General features: G+C 65.6%; 14 protein-coding genes and 1 pseudogene. 9 read left to right on the top strand and 6 right to left on the bottom strand.

Features of this window, described 5'->3' with window-relative positions; genetic code table 11:
• Positions 1 to 251 (top strand): annotated as a pseudogene (locus KAY22_RS14445) (hypothetical protein); the annotation flags it as partial.
• Positions 252 to 409: 158 nt separating this feature from the next.
• Positions 410 to 1294, top strand: coding sequence for a class I mannose-6-phosphate isomerase (locus KAY22_RS14440; RefSeq protein WP_296624124.1), 885 nt, complete (start codon positions 410 to 412; stop codon positions 1292 to 1294).
• Here KAY22_RS14440 and KAY22_RS14435 read toward each other — a convergent pair.
• Genes KAY22_RS14435 through ubiG form a run of 3 tightly spaced genes read right to left on the bottom strand, consistent with a single transcriptional unit; the run spans position 1210 to position 3490 of the window.
• Positions 1210 to 2013 carry an NUDIX hydrolase gene (locus KAY22_RS14435; RefSeq protein WP_296624123.1) on the bottom strand — a complete coding sequence of 268 codons (804 nt, stop codon included), beginning with the start codon at positions 2011 to 2013 and terminating at the stop codon, positions 1210 to 1212. The genes KAY22_RS14440 and KAY22_RS14435 overlap by 85 nt on opposite strands.
• Positions 2010 to 2759 carry a class I SAM-dependent methyltransferase gene (locus KAY22_RS14430; RefSeq protein WP_296624122.1) on the bottom strand — a complete coding sequence of 250 codons (750 nt, stop codon included), beginning with the start codon at positions 2757 to 2759 and terminating at the stop codon, positions 2010 to 2012. The genes KAY22_RS14435 and KAY22_RS14430 overlap by 4 nt, the downstream gene beginning before the upstream one ends.
• Entirely contained in the window at positions 2756 to 3490 is a 735-nt protein-coding gene (ubiG, locus tag KAY22_RS14425; RefSeq protein WP_296624126.1) for a bifunctional 2-polyprenyl-6-hydroxyphenol methylase/3-demethylubiquinol 3-O-methyltransferase UbiG, read from the bottom strand. Before ubiG ends, KAY22_RS14430 begins: the two co-directional genes overlap by 4 nt.
• Positions 3491 to 3571: 81 nt before the next feature.
• On the opposite strand from ubiG, the gene KAY22_RS14420 reads away from it, so the two are divergent.
• From KAY22_RS14420 to ftsH, 7 genes are all read left to right on the top strand, one after another.
• The gene (locus KAY22_RS14420; RefSeq protein ID WP_296624121.1) at positions 3572 to 4828 is read left to right on the top strand and encodes an aspartate kinase; all 1257 of its coding nucleotides are present in this window, start codon (positions 3572 to 3574) and stop codon (positions 4826 to 4828) included.
• On the top strand, positions 4828 to 5844 hold the full coding sequence (locus KAY22_RS14415) for a nitronate monooxygenase (protein ID WP_296624120.1): 1017 nt from the start codon (positions 4828 to 4830) through the stop codon (positions 5842 to 5844). Before KAY22_RS14420 ends, KAY22_RS14415 begins: the two co-directional genes overlap by 1 nt.
• Before the next feature lie 114 nt (positions 5845 to 5958).
• On the top strand, positions 5959 to 8238 hold the full coding sequence (gene ptsP / locus KAY22_RS14410) for a phosphoenolpyruvate--protein phosphotransferase (protein WP_296624119.1): 2280 nt from the start codon (positions 5959 to 5961) through the stop codon (positions 8236 to 8238).
• Positions 8239 to 8351: 113 nt separating this feature from the next.
• Positions 8352 to 9341, top strand: a complete 990-nt coding sequence (locus tag KAY22_RS14405) for a RodZ domain-containing protein (protein WP_296624118.1) — start codon at positions 8352 to 8354, stop codon at positions 9339 to 9341.
• 46 nt (positions 9342 to 9387) lie between these two features.
• Entirely contained in the window at positions 9388 to 10311 is a 924-nt protein-coding gene (locus tag KAY22_RS14400) for a YbgF trimerization domain-containing protein (protein WP_296624117.1), read from the top strand.
• Between the two features lie 39 nt (positions 10312 to 10350).
• Positions 10351 to 11292, top strand: a complete 942-nt coding sequence (tilS, locus tag KAY22_RS14395; protein WP_296624116.1) for a tRNA lysidine(34) synthetase TilS — start codon at positions 10351 to 10353, stop codon at positions 11290 to 11292.
• Positions 11293 to 11373: 81 nt separating this feature from the next.
• Positions 11374 to 13326, top strand: coding sequence for an ATP-dependent zinc metalloprotease FtsH (gene ftsH, locus KAY22_RS14390; protein ID WP_296624115.1), 1953 nt, complete (start codon positions 11374 to 11376; stop codon positions 13324 to 13326).
• 74 nt (positions 13327 to 13400) lie between these two features.
• On the opposite strand, the gene KAY22_RS14385 is transcribed toward ftsH, so the two are convergent.
• The 3 genes from KAY22_RS14385 to KAY22_RS14375 form a co-directional block, all read right to left on the bottom strand.
• The gene (locus tag KAY22_RS14385) at positions 13401 to 15047 is read right to left on the bottom strand and encodes a GMC family oxidoreductase N-terminal domain-containing protein (protein WP_296624114.1); all 1647 of its coding nucleotides are present in this window, start codon (positions 15045 to 15047) and stop codon (positions 13401 to 13403) included.
• 101 nt (positions 15048 to 15148) lie between these two features.
• Positions 15149 to 16453: a UDP-glucose/GDP-mannose dehydrogenase family protein gene (locus tag KAY22_RS14380; protein WP_296624125.1), complete on the bottom strand. Its 1305-nt coding sequence runs from the start codon at positions 16451 to 16453 to the stop codon at positions 15149 to 15151.
• A gap of 93 nt (positions 16454 to 16546) precedes the next feature.
• Positions 16547 to 16903: SIS domain-containing protein (locus tag KAY22_RS14375; RefSeq protein WP_296624113.1), on the bottom strand; the 357-nt coding region annotated here is incomplete at its 5' end.

The raw sequence follows: 16903 nt of genomic DNA, 5'->3' as shown, positions 1-16903 counted from the left end.
GGCAGGATCGCCTCGCGACCTTCGGCGCCTACCGCTTCCTCTACGAGCGGCTGATCGGCGCTGACGTGCGGCCCTGGCTGCCGGCGGCTTTCTGCTCGGCGGCGGCGCTGCCGCACCTTCATCCCGGAAAGCGGCGGATTCTGCTTCAGTCGATCAGCGAAGCGGCTGCAACCGCCGCAGGCTGGTCGAACCGCGAACCCGTCTTCTATCCGGAATGGGTCGAAAAGGTCGAAGCCCGCCTTCCCAACTGATCTTCGCCGCCTGCGCTTGCCGATCTGCCGATGTTGCGGATAGATCGGCTTGCCGCGGAACCTTTGGGAACCTCCGCAGCTTACTAGGATGGTTTCTGTAGGGTATCCATGCGTCCGGGCTCGAACCCGCGAACATGGGGCGTGGCGATAGGTGTATCATGGCGGCGATTTTCCTGACCCATCATGCGGTCGAAAAACCTTGGGGCCGTCGCGACCTCGCGCCATTGTTCGACGATCCCGCTCCTGATGCGCCGGCCGTAGGCGAGATCTGGTATGATGATCCGCGCGGTTGTTCGCACGACCTGTTGATCAAATATCTGTTCACCACCGATCGTCTTTCGGTCCAGGTCCATCCCGATGACGCTGCGGCCCGCGCGCGCGGATTCGCTCGGGGCAAGGACGAAGCATGGATTATCCTGTCCGCGGAACCGGACTCGACGATCGCACTCGGGTTCCGCGAAACGTATGACGCCGATGCGGTCCGCGCTGCGGCGCTCGACGGCTCGATCGAGAATATGCTGCACTGGCAGCCGGTTCGGGCCGGCGACGTGATCTATTCGCCCGCCGGAACGGTCCATGCGATCGGCAAGGGGCTGCGCGTGGTCGAAATTCAGCAGAATCTCGATCTGACCTATCGTTTCTACGACTATGGATCGGATCGCGAACTTCATCTGGACGATGCCATGGCCGTGTCCGACTTCATACCCTTCACGGGGCAAGCGCCAGCTCGGTCGATCGAGGCAGGGCGGGACATATTGGCCGAAGGCGGCAAGTTCATACTCGAACGCTGGACTGCGGGCGGCGAGCACCGCCTCGTTCCGGGCGAATTGCCGCTGTGGCTGCTGCCCGTAGAGGGCGCGCTACATATCGATGGGCAGGCCACCGGTCTTGGCGATGCAATTCTGGTCGAGGGCAGCAGTGTCATAACCCTGTCCCAGGATGCGACCGTCTATGCCGCCTATCCCGGAGCCGATGTCCTCGGGACCCTTCTCGGGTCCATCGCCCGGTCGACTTCGGACAGCAATTGCGCGGTAACCGGATAGCCGAGATGCTCGGGGATGTGCAGCCATGGCACGCCGTCCCGCTCCTCGACCCAGGGCGTCACCACCTCCATCGGATAGCGCGCGGCAATGGCCGTCGCATCCGTCCAGCTTGAAGCCATGGCGATCCGTTCGAGATTGCGCTGGGTCGGAAAGATCAGGCCCCCCCGAGCGAGGTGATCGGCCGCCGTTCCCCAACGGCAATATACGCTTTCGCCCCCGTCGGCGACCGCTTTGCCCAGATTCGGCGCGCGGGCGATATAGAAACGGGTGTCGAACCGATGCGGCATTGCGTGGTCGGGCCGCCAGCGAGAAAAGGGGTGCAGATCGCCCAGCATCAGGCGCAGGCGGTGCTCTTCCAGCAGCTGGGCAAAGGCTTTGCCAGCGTGCAAGGCCTGTCTCAACGTGGCGATCTGGTCGGGCGAGTCCAGTCCCTCAACGCACGGGGCTAGCCCGATCTCCTCGATCGTCTCACGGATCGCAGCGACGCGGTGGGCAATCTCGACCTCATCGAACCTGTCGCCGTCGACAAGCAGATCGCGCCGCGCCGCCAGTGAAAAATCGCCGGTATCGAGCCGCCCGCCGGGAAACACCATGCGGCTTGCGGCGAAGCGCATCTGCGCGCTTCGGCCGATCATAGGGATTTCGGGCGGGCCGTCGGCCTGCTCGCGCAGCAGGATCAGCGTCGCGGCAAAACTGGCTTCGGGCAGGTCATCGGTCATGTCACACGACCGGCAATCACCGTCAGCGGCCATTGCAGCAGCTTCGTCGCTTCGGCCGGCCCCCAGGCCTCACGCAGGCGCGCGACCATCTGCTCGAACGGCCCCCGGCCGATCGCTCGCTCCATCCCCCGTACGGCGGACCAGGTGTCGACATAGCCGACCAGCGCGTCGAGCGACCAGTGCATCTCGAGCAGCATCGGTGGCGCTTCGACCCGCGAGAAGGGCAGGTGGATGTCGCGATAATCATTGTCGACCATCGCCCGCTCGGGCGGCCAATAGGGCGCGAGCGTGTCGGTCCGAAACGCTTCGACGATGGCCGCGACGTCGCTTCCGGGCGTCATCCCGGCATAGGTCACCAGCGCGATCAGGCCGCTGGGCTTTAAGATGCGCTGCGCTTCCGCGAAGAAAGCCGGCAGGTCGAACCAGTGCGCGGCCTGGGCTGCCGTCAGCAGATCGGCGCCTCGGGAAGCGATGCCAGTCTGCTCGGCCCGGGCGACGCGATAGCCGACCTTCGGGTGCGGCTGGGCGTTGGCGATCTGCTCGGCGCTCGGATCGAGCGCGATGACTTCTTCGAAATGCTCCGCCAACTGCGCCGACAGCTGCCCCGAGCCGCAACCCACGTCCACCGCCCGTGCCGTGGAGGGCGATTCCTCAGCGAGCCAGGCGCCGAGCGCGGCTGGATAACTGGGCCGGAAGGTCGAATAGGCCGAGGCGTGGGACGAGAAATGGTCCTTGAAGCTGCTCACCGGACCGCCGTCAGGAAATAATCGAGCGTCACGTCGTCACTCAGCTGGAAGCCCGAGGTGATCGAGAAGGACAGGCCCTTGCGGTCGATGACCCGCAGCCCTGCGGCCTCGACATGGGCAGCCAGCTCGTCGGGCGTCAGGAACCGGCTCCAGTCGTGCGTGCCCTTCGGGATCATGCCGAAGCCCTCGGCAATGCCGATCAGCGCCAGCCGGGACAGTGGGCTCCGATTGGGAGTCGAAAGGATCAGGATGCCGTCGGGCGCCAGCAGATCGGCCAGACCCGCAACGAAAGAGGCGGGATCGGCCACATGCTCGATCACTTCCATCGAGGTGACAAGATCGAACTTTTCGCCAGCCAGAACCTCGAACCCGCCATGGCGATAGTCGATCGTCAGGCCCTGACGCTGGGCATGGACTTTGGCGACGGCGATATTCTCGGCGGCGGCGTCGACCGCGACCATGTCTGCTCCGAGGCGCGCCAGCGGTTCCGCGAGCAGGCCCGCGCCGCAGCCGATGTCGGCTACGCGGCGACCGGCGAGCGGGCGGAGGCCGGTCGGGTCGAGCCCCCAATGCCGGTCGATCGTTTCGCGCACATGGCGCAGGCGAGGGGGGTTGAGCTTGTGGAGCATGGCCGAGGACCCCTTCGGATCCCACCATTCCGCCGCCATGCTGCCGAAATGCGCGGCCTCCTCCGGGAGGATGGAGCCGTGCTGTTGTGCGCTTGCGTTCATCACGCCCCCTCTCTATCAGGGCCGCGCTCTCGGTCCAGAGGGCATTTCCGGCGCTTTCGCCTCTGGGGAATATGTGGGTCTATGGCGCGCATCGTAATGAAATTCGGCGGCACCTCGATGGCGGGGATCGAACGAATTCGCAACGTGGCGAACCGCGTCAAGCATGAGGTCGAGCTCGGTAACGAGGTCGCCGTGGTCGTATCCGCCATGTCCGGCGAGACCGACCGGCTGGTGAATTTCTGCCGCGAGGCATCGCCGCTCTACGATCCGCGCGAATATGACGTGGTCGTCTCCTCGGGCGAGCAGGTGACCAGCGGCCTGCTTGCGATCGTGCTCCAGTCGATGGGCGTGAAGGCGCGCAGCTGGCTCGGCTGGCAGCTGCCGATCACGACCTCCGACGCTCATGCCTCGGCGCGGATCGAGGAGATCAACTCCGACGCGATCGGCAAGGCGATGAGCTCTGGCGAGGTCGCGGTCATCCCCGGTTTCCAGGGCCTCACCGAAGATCAGCGGATCACGACGCTCGGTCGGGGCGGATCCGACACCTCGGCGGTTGCTGTGGCTGCGGCGATGAAGGCTGATCGCTGCGACATCTATACCGATGTCGACGGCGTTTACACGACCGATCCGCGCATCGTCCCCAAGGCCCGCAAGCTCGCCAAGGTCACCTATGAGGAGATGCTGGAACTGGCGTCGGTCGGCGCCAAGGTCCTGCAGACCCGTTCGGTCGGCCTCGCCATGAAGGAGAAGGTGCGGGTGCAGGTGCTCTCGTCCTTCGACGAGCCCACCGACAACCCGACGCCTGGCACGATGATCGTCAGCGAGGAAGAACTCGAAGGAAGCGCCATGGAACGCCAACTCATCACCGGCATCGCCTATGACAAGAACGAGACCAAGATCACGCTGACGCAGGTTCCGGATCGTCCCGGTGCGGTCGCGTCGATCTTCGCGCCGCTCGCCGAAGCCAATATCAACGTCGACATGATCGTGCAGAATGTCGCACACGACACCGGTTCGACCGACGTGACCTTCACCGTCCCCTCGGCAGAACTCGCCCGTTCGCTCGACGTGCTCGAGCGCGAGCGCGGCAAGATCGGCTATGAGAAGCTGGTCCACGACACCAATGTCGCCAAGATCTCGGTGGTCGGCGTCGGCATGCGCAGCCATGCGGGTGTTGCCTCGAAGATGTTCGATGCGCTGGCCCAGCGCGGCATCAACGTGCTCGCGATCACCACTTCGGAGATCAAGGTCTCGGTGCTGATCCACGAGGACTATACCGAACTCGCGGTGCGCGTGCTGCACACCGCCTATGGCCTCGACGCGGAGGACGCCGCCTGATGAGCGGCGCGGCCCGCCTCACGGCGTTGATGGCGCGCGGCGTCGAGCTGCTCGGCAGCGACTATGCGATCCTCGGCGGCGCGATGAGCTGGGTCTCGGAGCGCAACCTCGTCGCGGCTATGTCCAACGCCGGCTGTTTCGGCGTGATCGCCTGCGGCGCGATGACGCCCGAATTGCTCGACGCCGAGATCGAAGGCACGAAGGCGCTGACGTCGAAGCCCTTCGGCGTCAACCTGATCACGATGCACCCGCAGCTCGATGCGCTGATCGACGTCTGCGCCAAACATGGCGTCGGTCATGTGGTCCTCGCGGGTGGTCTGCCGCCGGGCGGGGCGATCGACAAGATCAAGGCGTCGGGCGCCAAGGTGATATGCTTCGCTCCCGCACTGGCGCTGGCCAAGAAGCTGATCCGCTCGGGCGTCGACGCGCTGGTGATCGAGGGCATGGAGGCCGGCGGTCATATCGGCCCGGTCTCGACTTCGGTCCTGGCTCAGGAAATCCTGCCGGTGGTCGGCAACGACCTGCCGGTATTCGTGGCGGGTGGCATCGGTCGGGGCGAGGCGATCGCCTCCTATCTCGAAATGGGCGCGGCCGGCGTTCAGCTGGGCACGCGCTTCGTCTGCGCGACCGAATCGATCGCCCATCCCAATTTCAAAAAGGCGTTCATCCGCGCTTCGGCGCGCGACGCGGTGGCCAGCGTGCAGATCGATCCGCGCCTGCCCGTTATCCCGGTGCGCGCGTTGCGCAACGCCTCGTCCGAACTGTTCACCGCCAAGCAGCGTGAAGTCGCGCAGCTGCTCGACGACGGCAAGGTCGAGATGGCCGAGGCCCAGCTGCAGATCGAGCATTATTGGGCGGGCGCGCTGCGCCGTGCGGTGGTCGACGGCGACGTCGAACATGGTTCGGTGATGGCCGGCCAGTCGGTCGGTATGGTGACTCGCGAAGAGCCGCTCGCCGATATCGTTGCTAAGCTGATCGAGGAAGCCGCAGCGGCACTCGACACGCGCGCTGTCTGACGGCGTTGCGCCGGGGGCTTCGCGGCATAGGGGGGCCTCGCAGATGTACGGTACATTGCGGGTTCGGCACGTCGTGCTTGGAATCAGGTGGCGCTTTCTGTTAGCGGGCTCCTGATGTCACCGTCGATCGCCACCTCCGCCGCGCGCACCATCCTGACGCGCCTGCACGATGTGATGGCCTCGCGGTCGGCCGCACAGACCAAGCTCAACCAGGTGGTCCAGATCATCGGCGAGGAGCTGGGGACCGAGGTCTGCTCGATCTATCTTCTGCGCGATGGCGTGCTCGAACTGTTCGCGACGCGCGGCCTGAAGCAGGAGGCCGTCCACGTCACCAAGATGGCTCTGGGTGAAGGCCTGGTCGGGACGATCGCCAAGAATGTCGAGACGCTGAACCTCGACGAGGCGACCAGCCACCCGGACTTCGCCTACAAGCCCGAGACGGGCGAAGAGCTGTTCCACAGCTTCGCAGGCGTGCCGATCGTCCGGCGCGAGCAGGCCGTGGGCGTCTTGTCGGTCCAGCACCGCGACCAGCGCCGCTTCGACGAGGTCGAGGTCGAGGCGCTGCAGACGGTCGCGATGGTTCTCGCCGAGCTGATCGCCGGTGCGGGGCTGGTCGACGAAAAGAACGCCGGTTCCAAGGGGGTGCGCGACTCGAGCTCGGTGCGCCTGCTCGGCCTGAAGCTCGTCGAAGGCATGGCGGGCGGCCGCGCCGTCTATCACCAGCCCAGGATCGAGATCGAACATACCGTCGCCGAAGATGTCGAGGTGGAACGACATCGGGTGATTTCCGCCTTTGCGCGGATGCGCGACCAGATCGAACGGATGACGCGCGAAGCCGACTTCGGCGCGGCAGGGGAGCATCAGGACATTCTCGCGATGTACAAGATGTTCGCCTATGACGAGGGCTGGATCCGGCGGATCAACGAGGCGATCGAGAGCGGGCTGACCGCGGAGGCTGCGATCGAGCGGGTCCAGCAGCGTACGCGCATGCGGATGCGCGAGATCGGCGACCCTCTGCTCGCCGATCGCATGCACGATCTGGAAGACCTGTCCAACCGGCTGCTGCGGATCGTGTCCGGACAGCTGGGGACGGCGGCGCAGCTTGGCCTGCGGCAGGACTCGATCCTGATCGCGCGAAATCTCGGCCCCGCGGAACTGCTCGAATATGACCGGCGCCGGCTGAAGGGCGTGGTGCTGGAGGAAGGCTCGCTGACCGCGCACGTCACGATCGTGGCGCGGGCGATGGGCATTCCCGTGCTCGGCCGCGTCAAGGATGTTCGCCGCACGATCGCCGATGGCGATTATCTGCTGCTCGACAGTTCGACCGGTTCGGTGGTGGTCCGCCCGAATGCGTCGATGGAGGAGGCGTTCGACGCGAAGCTGGTCGTCACCCAGAAGCGGCGTGCCGAGTTCGCCGCGATGCGCGACCTGCCGGCCGAAACGCGCGACGGCGTTCGTATCGAGCTGATGGTCAACGCAGGATTGCGCGACGACATCGCCGCGCTCGACGTGACTGGCGCCGACGGCATTGGTCTTTTCCGGACCGAGTTCCAGTTTCTCGTCTCCGCGACCCTGCCGCAGAGAGAGCGGCAGCAGCGCCTTTATCGCGAGGTGATGGAAGCGGCGGGGGATCGTCCGGTGATCTTCCGTACGGTCGATATCGGCGGCGACAAGGCGCTGCCCTATCTCAAGACCGAGGATGATGGCGGCGAGGAAAATCCCGCGCTCGGCTGGCGCGCTATCCGTCTCGGGCTCGAACGCGATGCGCTGATGAAGGTGCAGGCACGGGCGCTGATCGAGGCGGCGGCGGGGCGTACGCTCAATGTGATGTTCCCGATGGTCTCCGAGCCATGGGAGTATGACGAGGCGGTGGCGCTGTTCGAGGCACAGCGGAAATGGATCCACGACCATGGCCGCGGCGTGCCCAATGCGATCCGCTACGGGACGATGCTCGAGGTGCCGGCTCTGGCCGAAACGCTCGACATGCTGTTGCCCCGCCTCGACTTTCTGTCGATCGGTACAAACGACCTTACCCAGTTCCTGTTTGCCGCTGACCGGGCCAACCCCAAGCTGGCCGAGCGCTATGACTGGCTGAGCCCGTCGATCCTGCGTTTCCTGAACCGCGTGACGCGCCAGACGCGCGACGCCGGCGTGCCAATCGGCGTGTGCGGCGAGATGGGTGGCCGGCCGTTGGAAGCGATGGCGCTGGTGGGCCTGGGGATCGGGCGTCTGTCCATCACCCCCGCCTCGGTCGGTCCGGTCAAGGCCATGCTCCGGACGCTCGACCTCGGCAGGTTGCGCGCAGAAATGCAGGACTTTCTGACTCGCCCGGTTCGTAGCCTTCGCGAGGAACTCGGTGCCTGGGCCGAACGCAATGGGGTTGCGGTATCCTGATTTGCGGGGCAGACCTAGGCAGCCAGGGGGAACGACGCTTCGTGCGGTGCTGGCAGACCTTTTTTGAGATCTTCCTGCCTGCGTGATCGCCACGGAGCGCGAAGGAGTACGCGATGAGCGAAAGCGCTGGTGAAGGGCAGAAATTGGCTCCGCGGAGCGTCGGCGAGCAATTGTCGGCGGAACGCATGCGCCAGAATATGGAATTGAGCGAAGTAGCCGCGCGTACGCGCATCCCGCTTCGGCACCTCGAAGCGATCGAGAACGGCACCCATGAAGGGCTGCCCGCAACGCCCTATTCCGTCGGCTTCGTGCGGACCTATGCGACGATGCTGGGGCTCGACGGTCCCGCTCTCTCGCGCGCCTTTCGTGATGAACTCGGCGAGGAACGGCGCGGCCATTTCGAACCGGAAGCCTATGAACCGGTCGACCCGTCGCGCGTGCCCTCCCGGCTGCTGGCGATGGTCGCCCTCGGCGTCGCGCTGCTGCTCGGCATGGGCTATCTGCTGCTGCGTTTTCAGGAAGACAATGTCGACCTCGCGCGGCTGGCTGCCGATACGGTCGAGGATAATCGCCCGTTGCCGCCCAAGCCGCTCGTCGCTCCGCCGCCCGCCGAGCCCGCCATTCCGACCGGACCGATTACCGTTACCGCGACCGAGGAGGTCTGGTTCAAGATATCCGAGCGCGCCGGGCGGACATATTTCATGAACGTCCTGCCGGCAGGCCAGAGCTACACGCTGCCCGAAGATGCGATCGACCCGGTGCTTCGCACGGGACGTCCGCAATCCGTGCGTGTCGCTATCGGTACAACCATCCTGCCGCCGATCGGCGAACCCGATCGTCTCGTCCGGGCGTACAGCTTGAAGCGGGACGCGCTGGTGGCCATCGCCACCGCGAAGCCCGCAGCGGCAGCCGAGGGCGATGCAGCGGACAATGCCGCTACGCCGGAAGATATCGTCGGATCGGCTGCCGGCGAAGCGCCCCCCGAGCGTCGCCGCCGGAGTACGACGTTGCCGCCGGCGTTCCGCAGCGTGGCGCCGACGACCGAGCCGACGGCCCCGGCATCCGATCCCGCCGCTGCGCCGGATCAGCGCGCGCAGCCTTGATCAGGACCGCCCTGAGGCGGCATTATCCAACCGAAACGACCATGGGATGAAGTTCAGAATGAAAAAGGCGATGATCGCCCTCCTGCTCGTCTCGGCCGCGGCTCCGCTCGCGGCGCAGCAGTCGATGCCCGTCGAGAAGCGCGTCGACAAGCTCGAGAAGGAAATGAAGGCCGTCCAGCGAAAGGTGTTTCCGGGCGGCGCTCAGACCTATTTCGAGCCGGAGATCAAGCCGCAGACGGCCGCTCCCGCTCCGGCCGGGTCGCCCGCCGATGCGCCGGTGATCGACCTTACCCGTCGCGTCGACGCGCTGGAAAAGGCGCTGGCTGCGCTGACCGGCCAGGTCGAGCAGAACAGCTATAATCTGCGCAAGCTCGAGGATCAGTTCGCCAAGATGAAGGGCGATGCCGAATTCCGGCTGAACACGCTGGAAGGCAAGTCTCCAGCGGCGTCGGGCGCGGCAACGCCGGGCGCCAGCCTGCCTTATGTCGTGCCACCGGCGCCCAAGCCCGGTGCCGCGACGGCGACAGCTCCGGCGGCTACCGCGCCGGCACCTGCCGCGACCCCGCCGAGCGGGAACCCCGGAAAGGACGCCTATATGGTCGGCTACGACCTGTGGATGGCAAAGAAATATCCGGAAGCAGTCGCCGCGCTCAAGGCGATGTACGCCAAATATCCCAAGGACAAATATGCCAGCTATGCCCGCAACCTGGCGGGCCGTGCCTATCTGGACAATGGGCAATATAATGAGGCGATCCGCGAGTTCTTCGAGAATACGAAGATCGAAGACGGCGAGCGTGCACCGCACAGCTATGTCTTCATGGCCGAAGCGCTGATGAAGCGTAAGCCGCCGCTGTTCGACAAGGCTTGCCAGGCCTATGAGGTGATGTCGGCGAAATATCCCGATCAGGTGGCGAGTGGCCCGCTGGCGCAGATGGTCGCCAAGGGCCGGGCCGATGCCAAGTGCAAATGATCGGCTGACCGCCCGCTGCTTTCGTCAGTCCCGGTGCGCATGAGCGCGCGGCGGGATCTGGCGGAGCGGTTCCGGGTCGATCTGGATAGCCTCCTGCCCGATCCGTCCGCGCGGATCGGGCTTGCCGTTTCAGGCGGGCCCGACAGCATGGCGCTGCTGCTGCTGGCGGCCGAGACCATGCCCGACCGGATCGAATGCGCGACGGTCGATCATGGCCTCCGCGCCGAGGCTGCGACCGAGGCGGCGCTTGTCGCGACAGCGTGCGCGGACCTGAGAATTGCCCACAGCCTGTTGACGGTCGAGGTCGAGCGCGTGGCCAGCATCCAGGCGGCTGCACGGGCGGCACGCTATGCAGCTCTGGAGGACTGGGCGGTGTCCCGCGGGCTGGCGGCAATCGCGACGGCCCACCATGCCGACGATCAGGCGGAGACGCTGCTGATGCGGCTGGGCAGGGGGGCGGGGCTTTCCGGGCTCGCCGGTATCCGTGCGCGCCGCCCGCTCGGGCGCATCATGGTGATCCGCCCTCTGCTCGATTGGCGGCGCGAAGACCTGCGCGGACTTGTGGCCGACATCCCGACCGTCGATGATCCGAGCAACAGCGATCCGCGCCACGATCGCAGCCGCGTTCGCACGCTCCTCGCGGATCTGGAGGGCCGGGTCGACATTGCCCGCATGGCGGCGTCCGCCGCCTATCTGGCGGAGGCGGAGGAGGCGCTGGCCTGGACGGTCGAGCAGGCGATGCGGTCGCGTGTAACGACATGCCCCAATGGACGCATCCTTGCGGATGTCGAGGGGTTGCCGCGCGAGATTACAAGGCGGATACTCCAGCGGTTGATCGGCGATGCCGATTCGCAGGTGGATGGCCCCACGTTGGACAGCGCGCTCAGGCGGCTGGAGCAAGGGTCGACCGCGACGGTAGGGCGCCTGAAACTGTCGCCCGGCCGCCGCATCCTGATCGAAGAAGCGCCGCCCCGTCGCTGAAAAGGGGGCGCCTGTCCGATCTGTTCCATTGTTATTAAGCCGCCGATGCTTATCTTGCCCTCCGAAAGGCAGACCAGACCGATGAATGAAGATAAAGAGCCGAAGCAGCCCAATCCATGGATGAAGAGCCTCGCCATATGGATGGGGATCCTCCTCGCGCTCGTCATCTTCGTCTCGATCTTCGAGAGTTCGGCGCGTACCGGGCCGGGCGAACAGATCGCTTATTCGGAATTTCTCGCCCGCGTCGATGACGGCGCGGTGCGCGAGGCCGATATCGGCGACGGCGTCGTCAGCGGCAAATTTTCGAACGGCACCGCCTTCACCACGAATGCGCCCAGCGATCCCATGCTGATCCAGCGCCTGTCGGAAAAGGGCGTGACCTTCCGCGCCAAGCCGGCGGAGCAGACCAGCTTCTGGATGATCATGCTTTACCAGTCGCTGCCGTTCCTGCTGATCCTCGGCATCGCCTTCTTCGTGATGCGCCAGATGCAGAAGAATGCCGGTTCGGGCGCGATGGGCTTCGGCAAGTCGCGCGCGCGCATGCTGACCGAAAAACATGGTCGAGTGACCTTCGACGACGTCGCCGGCATCGACGAGGCGCGCGAGGAACTGCAGGAGATCGTCGACTTCCTGAAGGACCCGACCAAATTCGCCCGTCTCGGCGGCAAGATTCCGAAGGGTGCGCTGCTGGTCGGTTCGCCCGGCACCGGCAAGACGTTGCTCGCCCGCGCCATTGCGGGTGAGGCCAACGTGCCCTTCTTCACCATCTCGGGCTCCGACTTCGTGGAGATGTTCGTCGGCGTCGGCGCGAGCCGCGTGCGCGACATGTTTGAGCAGGCGAAGAAGAACGCGCCCTGCATCGTCTTCATCGACGAAATCGACGCGGTCGGCCGCCATCGTGGCGCGGGCCTCGGCAATGGCAACGACGAGCGCGAGCAGACGCTGAACCAGCTTCTGGTCGAGATGGACGGCTTCGAGGCCAATGAGGGCATCATCATCGTCGCGGCGACCAACCGCCCCGACGTGCTCGATCCCGCGCTGCTGCGTCCGGGCCGCTTCGACCGTCAGGTCGTCGTACCGCGTCCCGATATCGAGGGCCGCGAGAAGATCCTGGCCGTGCACATGAAGAAGGTGCCGCTGGCGCCCGACGTCAACGCGCGGACGATCGCGCGTGGCACGCCCGGCTTCTCGGGCGCCGATCTCGCCAACCTGGTCAACGAGGCGGCTCTCCTCGCCGCGCGCAAGGGCAAGCGCCTGGTCGCGATGAAGGAGTTCGAGGAAGCCAAGGACAAGGTCATGATGGGCGCCGAGCGCAAGTCCATGGTCATGACCGAGGACGAGAAGAAGGCCACCGCCTATCACGAGGCCGGCCACGCGCTTGTCTCGCTCCATGTTCCCGGCTGCGATCCGCTCCACAAGGTCACGATCATCCCGCGCGGCCGCGCGCTGGGCGTGACCTGGAACCTGCCCGAGCGCGATCGTTACTCGATGTCCATGAAGCAGATGAAGGCGCGTCTGGCGTTGTGCTTCGGCGGCCGCATCGCCGAGCAGATCATCTACGGCAAGGACGAGCTGAACACGGGTGCCTCCAACGACATTCAGCAGGCGACCGACATGGCCCGCTCGATGGTGATGGAATATGGCATGTCCGAGAAGCTCGGCTGGCTGCGCTATCGCGACAATCAGGACGAGGTCTTCCTCGGCCACTCGGTCGCGCGCAACCAGAGCGTCAGCGAGGCGACCGCGCAGCTGATCGACCAGGAGGTCCGCCGCCTGATCGAGGAGGCCGAGCAGACCGCGCGCAAGGTGCTGACCGACAATCTCGACGAACTGCACCGCCTCGCCGAGGCGCTGCTCGAATATGAGACGCTTTCGGGCGAGGAATCGAAGCGGGTCATCAAGGGCGAGGATATCGGCCGCGATCAGGGCAATAGCCGCGCTCCGGCGGCGCTGAGCTCGGGCGGATCGTCGATCCCGAAGAGCCGTCGTCCCGGTGGGTCGGGTGGCAATTGGGGTGAACCCAAGCCTGCCTGATGCAGTTCACAGACAAGAAGAAGGGGCCGGTCCGCAATAGCGTGCCGGCCCTTTTCTTTTGGAGGCAGGGGCTCTCAAGAAGCTCGCCGTGCTTCCTCCAGCACCATCGCGGCGCCCTTTTCGGCAATCATCAGCGTCGGCGAACTCGTATTACCCGATACGATGCGCGGCATCGCCGAGGCGTCGATCACGCGCAGTCCGCCAATCCCACGCACGCGAAGCCGTTCGTCGAGGACCGCCATCCTATCCCCTTCGATCCCCATCGCAGCGGTTCCCACAGGGTGAAAGATCGTGGTGGCGAGATCGGCCGCCGCCTGCAGCAAATCCTCATCGCTGTCGGCGGCGGGACCGGGGCGATGTTCCTCCGGCCGATATTTCGCCAGCGGTTGCTGCGATACGATGCGCCGGGTCAGCCGCAGCGATTCCACCGCGACGCGCCGGTCTTCGTCGGTCGACAGATAATTGGGACGGATGCGCGGGGGCAGAGCGGGATCGGGGCCGGCAATGTCGACCCGACCCCGGCTGGTCGGTCGCAAGTTGCAGACGCTGGCGGTGAAGGCACCGAAGCGGTGCAGCCCGTCGCCCCATTTGTCGAGCGACAGCGGCTGGAAGTGATATTGGAGATTGGCCCGATCGCGATCGGAGGAGGAGCGGGCGAAGGCCCCCATCTGCGATGGCGCCATGGTGAGCGGCCCGTTGCGGAACAGCAGATAGTCCCAGCCCATCTTCGCGCGCTTGAACAGATTGGCATAGTCGGTGTTGAGCGTGCGAACGCCCGACACTTTGTAGATCGGACGGATCTGCAGATGATCCTGGAGGTTCGCGCCGACGCCGGGCAGGGCATGGCGGACGGCGATGCCGGTATCGGTCAACCGGTCCGGGTCGCCGATGCCTGACAATTGCAGCAGCTTGGGACTGCCGATCGCGCCTGCAGCCAAGAGCGTTTCGCGGCTTGCCCTGGCGTGGTGCAGACGCCCCTGCTTGCGGAAGAGGATGCCCGTTGCCCGACCATCCTCGATCGTGACCTGTTCGATCTCGACGCCGGTTTCGAGTCGCAGATTGGGGCGCGGGAGCGCGGGCTTCAGAAAGGCGCCGGCCGCGCTGACCCGTCGGCCGTTGCGCTGGTTGACCTGGAAATAGGAGGAGCCTTCGTTGTCGCCACAATTGAAGTCGGCGATCGGGGCGATGCCAGCCGCCTCGGCGGCGGCCCGGATCGCGTCCAGTATTTCCCAGCTGATGCGCGGATGCTCGACCCGCCACTCGCCCCCGGCGCGATGAAAGCGCCCGTCGGCGGCGCAATGGTCCTCATGGGCGAGGAAATGCGGCAGGACATCGTCCCAGCCCCAGCCGGTCAGGCCCAGCTGCCGCCACCCGTCATAATCGGCGGCCTGGCCGCGCATATAGACCATCGCGTTGATCGACGAGCATCCGCCGATCACCTTGCCGCGCGGATAAGCGAGTTTGCGTCCGCCCAGGCCGGCCTCGACCTCGGTCTCGAACAGCCAGTCGGCGCGGCGATGGCCGATCGCGAAAAGATAGCCGACCGGAATGTGGAACCAGATCCAGTCGTCGTGCCCGCCAGCTTCGAGCACCAGCACCCGGTTGCGCGGGTCGGTCGACAGACGGTTGGCGAGCAGGCTGCCAGCGGTGCCGGCCCCTGCGATCACATAGTCATAGCTGCCGAATTCGATCGCTGCTTCGCCCGCGCCGCTTCCTGCCATCGCCACCCTCTCGCCCTTCTTTCCGACAGGCATAGCGCCGGCGGCCGCCATCGCCCATCGGCGGAAAGGTCAGGTCGCCGCGGACGGGCCGGAGTGGGCGATCAGGGCCGGCCGATGGAGCTATAGTCGAAGCCCGCCGCCCGCATCTGTTCGGGCGGATAGATGTTGCGCAGGTCGACGATCGTCGGCGACTTCAGCAAGCGGCGCACGCGGTCGAGGTCGAGCGCGCGGAATTCGTTCCATTCGGTGACTAGCACCAGCGCCTCGGCACCGTCCATCGCCTGATAGGCATCGTCGGCAAATTCGACGCCCTCGAGCACGGCTTCGGCCTGGTGGCGGCCTTCGGGGTCATAGGCGCTGACCTGGGCGCCATGGTCCTGCAGCACCCGCACGATGTCGATGGCGGGGCTGTCGCGCATGTCGTCGGTATTCGGCTTGAAGGTCAGGCCGAGCAGGGCGATCTTCTTGTCCTTGACCGATCCGCCGGCTGCCGCGATCACGCGCCGCCCCATCGATCGCTTGCGCTGGCTGTTGACGTCGACCGTCGCCTTGACGATCTGCAGCGGGATTTCGTGGTCCTCGGCGGTCTTCAGCAGCGCGGTCGTGTCCTTGGGGAAGCAGGAGCCGCCATAGCCGGGGCCGGCATGGAGGAATTTGCTGCCGATCCGCTTGTCCATGCCGATGCCATGGGCGACCGCCTGAACATTGGCGCCGGCCTTCTCGCACAGGTCGGCAATCTCGTTGATGAAGGTGATCTTGACCGCCAGGAAGGCGTTGGCGGCATATTTGATCAGTTCGGATGTCGCACAGTCGACGAACAGGATCGGCACCTCGCGCAGCGACAGCGGACGATAGATGTCACGGAGGACCGCCTTGGCATTCTCGTCTGACACGCCGCAGACGACGCGGTCGGGCCGCATGAAATCCTCGATCGCGGAGCCCTCGCGCAGAAATTCCGGGTTCGACGCCACGTCGATCCGCAGGTCGGGGCGCGCCTTCTCGACGATTTCGGCCACCTGTTTTGCCGTGCCGACAGGAACCGTCGACTTGGTGACCATGACGCAGGGCTTCGTCAGTGCCTTGGCCGCCTGTTCCGCCGCCGCAAAGACATAAGAGAGGTCGGCATGGCCGTCGCCGCGCCGCGACGGGGTGCCGACAGCGATGAACACCGCATCGGCATCGCGCACGCCCTCGGCGATGTCGCTGGTGAAGCTGAGGCGGCCCGAGCGGCTGTTGCGGCGGACGAGATCGTCGAGCCCCGGCTCATAGATCGGGATTTCGCCGGCCTTGAGCTTGGCGATGGTCGCCTCGTTGATGTCGACGCAGGTTACGTCATGCCCGAATTCGGAGAAGCACGCCCCGGAAACGAGCCCGACATAGCCGGTGCCGATGATCGCCAATCGCATCATTCAATCCTTGTCGTTGCGCGAAAGCCGCGCCTCGCCCGGCTGCATAAGGGCGCAGCCGTGACAATTTCAATTCAGGCCCGAGGGTTCCCGTTACTCGACGGTCACCGACTTGGCGAGGTTGCGCGGCTGATCGACGTCGGTGCCCTTGGCGACCGCGACATGATAGGCGAGCAACTGCACCGGTATCGCATAGACGATCGGTGCGATCAGCGGGTGGACCTTGGGCATGGTGATCGTCGCCAGGCAGCCTTCGCCAGCCGCCGCGACGCCGTCATAGTCGGAAATCAGGATCACCTTGCCGCCGCGCGCCTGCACCTCCTGCATGTTCGACACGGTCTTTTCGAACAGCGGGCCCGACGGGGCGATCACGATCACCGGCACCTTGTCGTCGATCAGGGCGATCGGGCCATGCTTCATCTCGCCGGCAGCATAGCCTTCGGCGTGGAT

The sequence above is a fragment of the Rhizorhabdus sp. genome, assembly GCF_018006725.1.
Lineage (GTDB): Bacteria > Pseudomonadota > Alphaproteobacteria > Sphingomonadales > Sphingomonadaceae > Rhizorhabdus.
The sequence above is the reverse complement of the archived record's forward strand: the minus strand, read 5'-3'. Positions and strand labels throughout refer to the sequence as shown.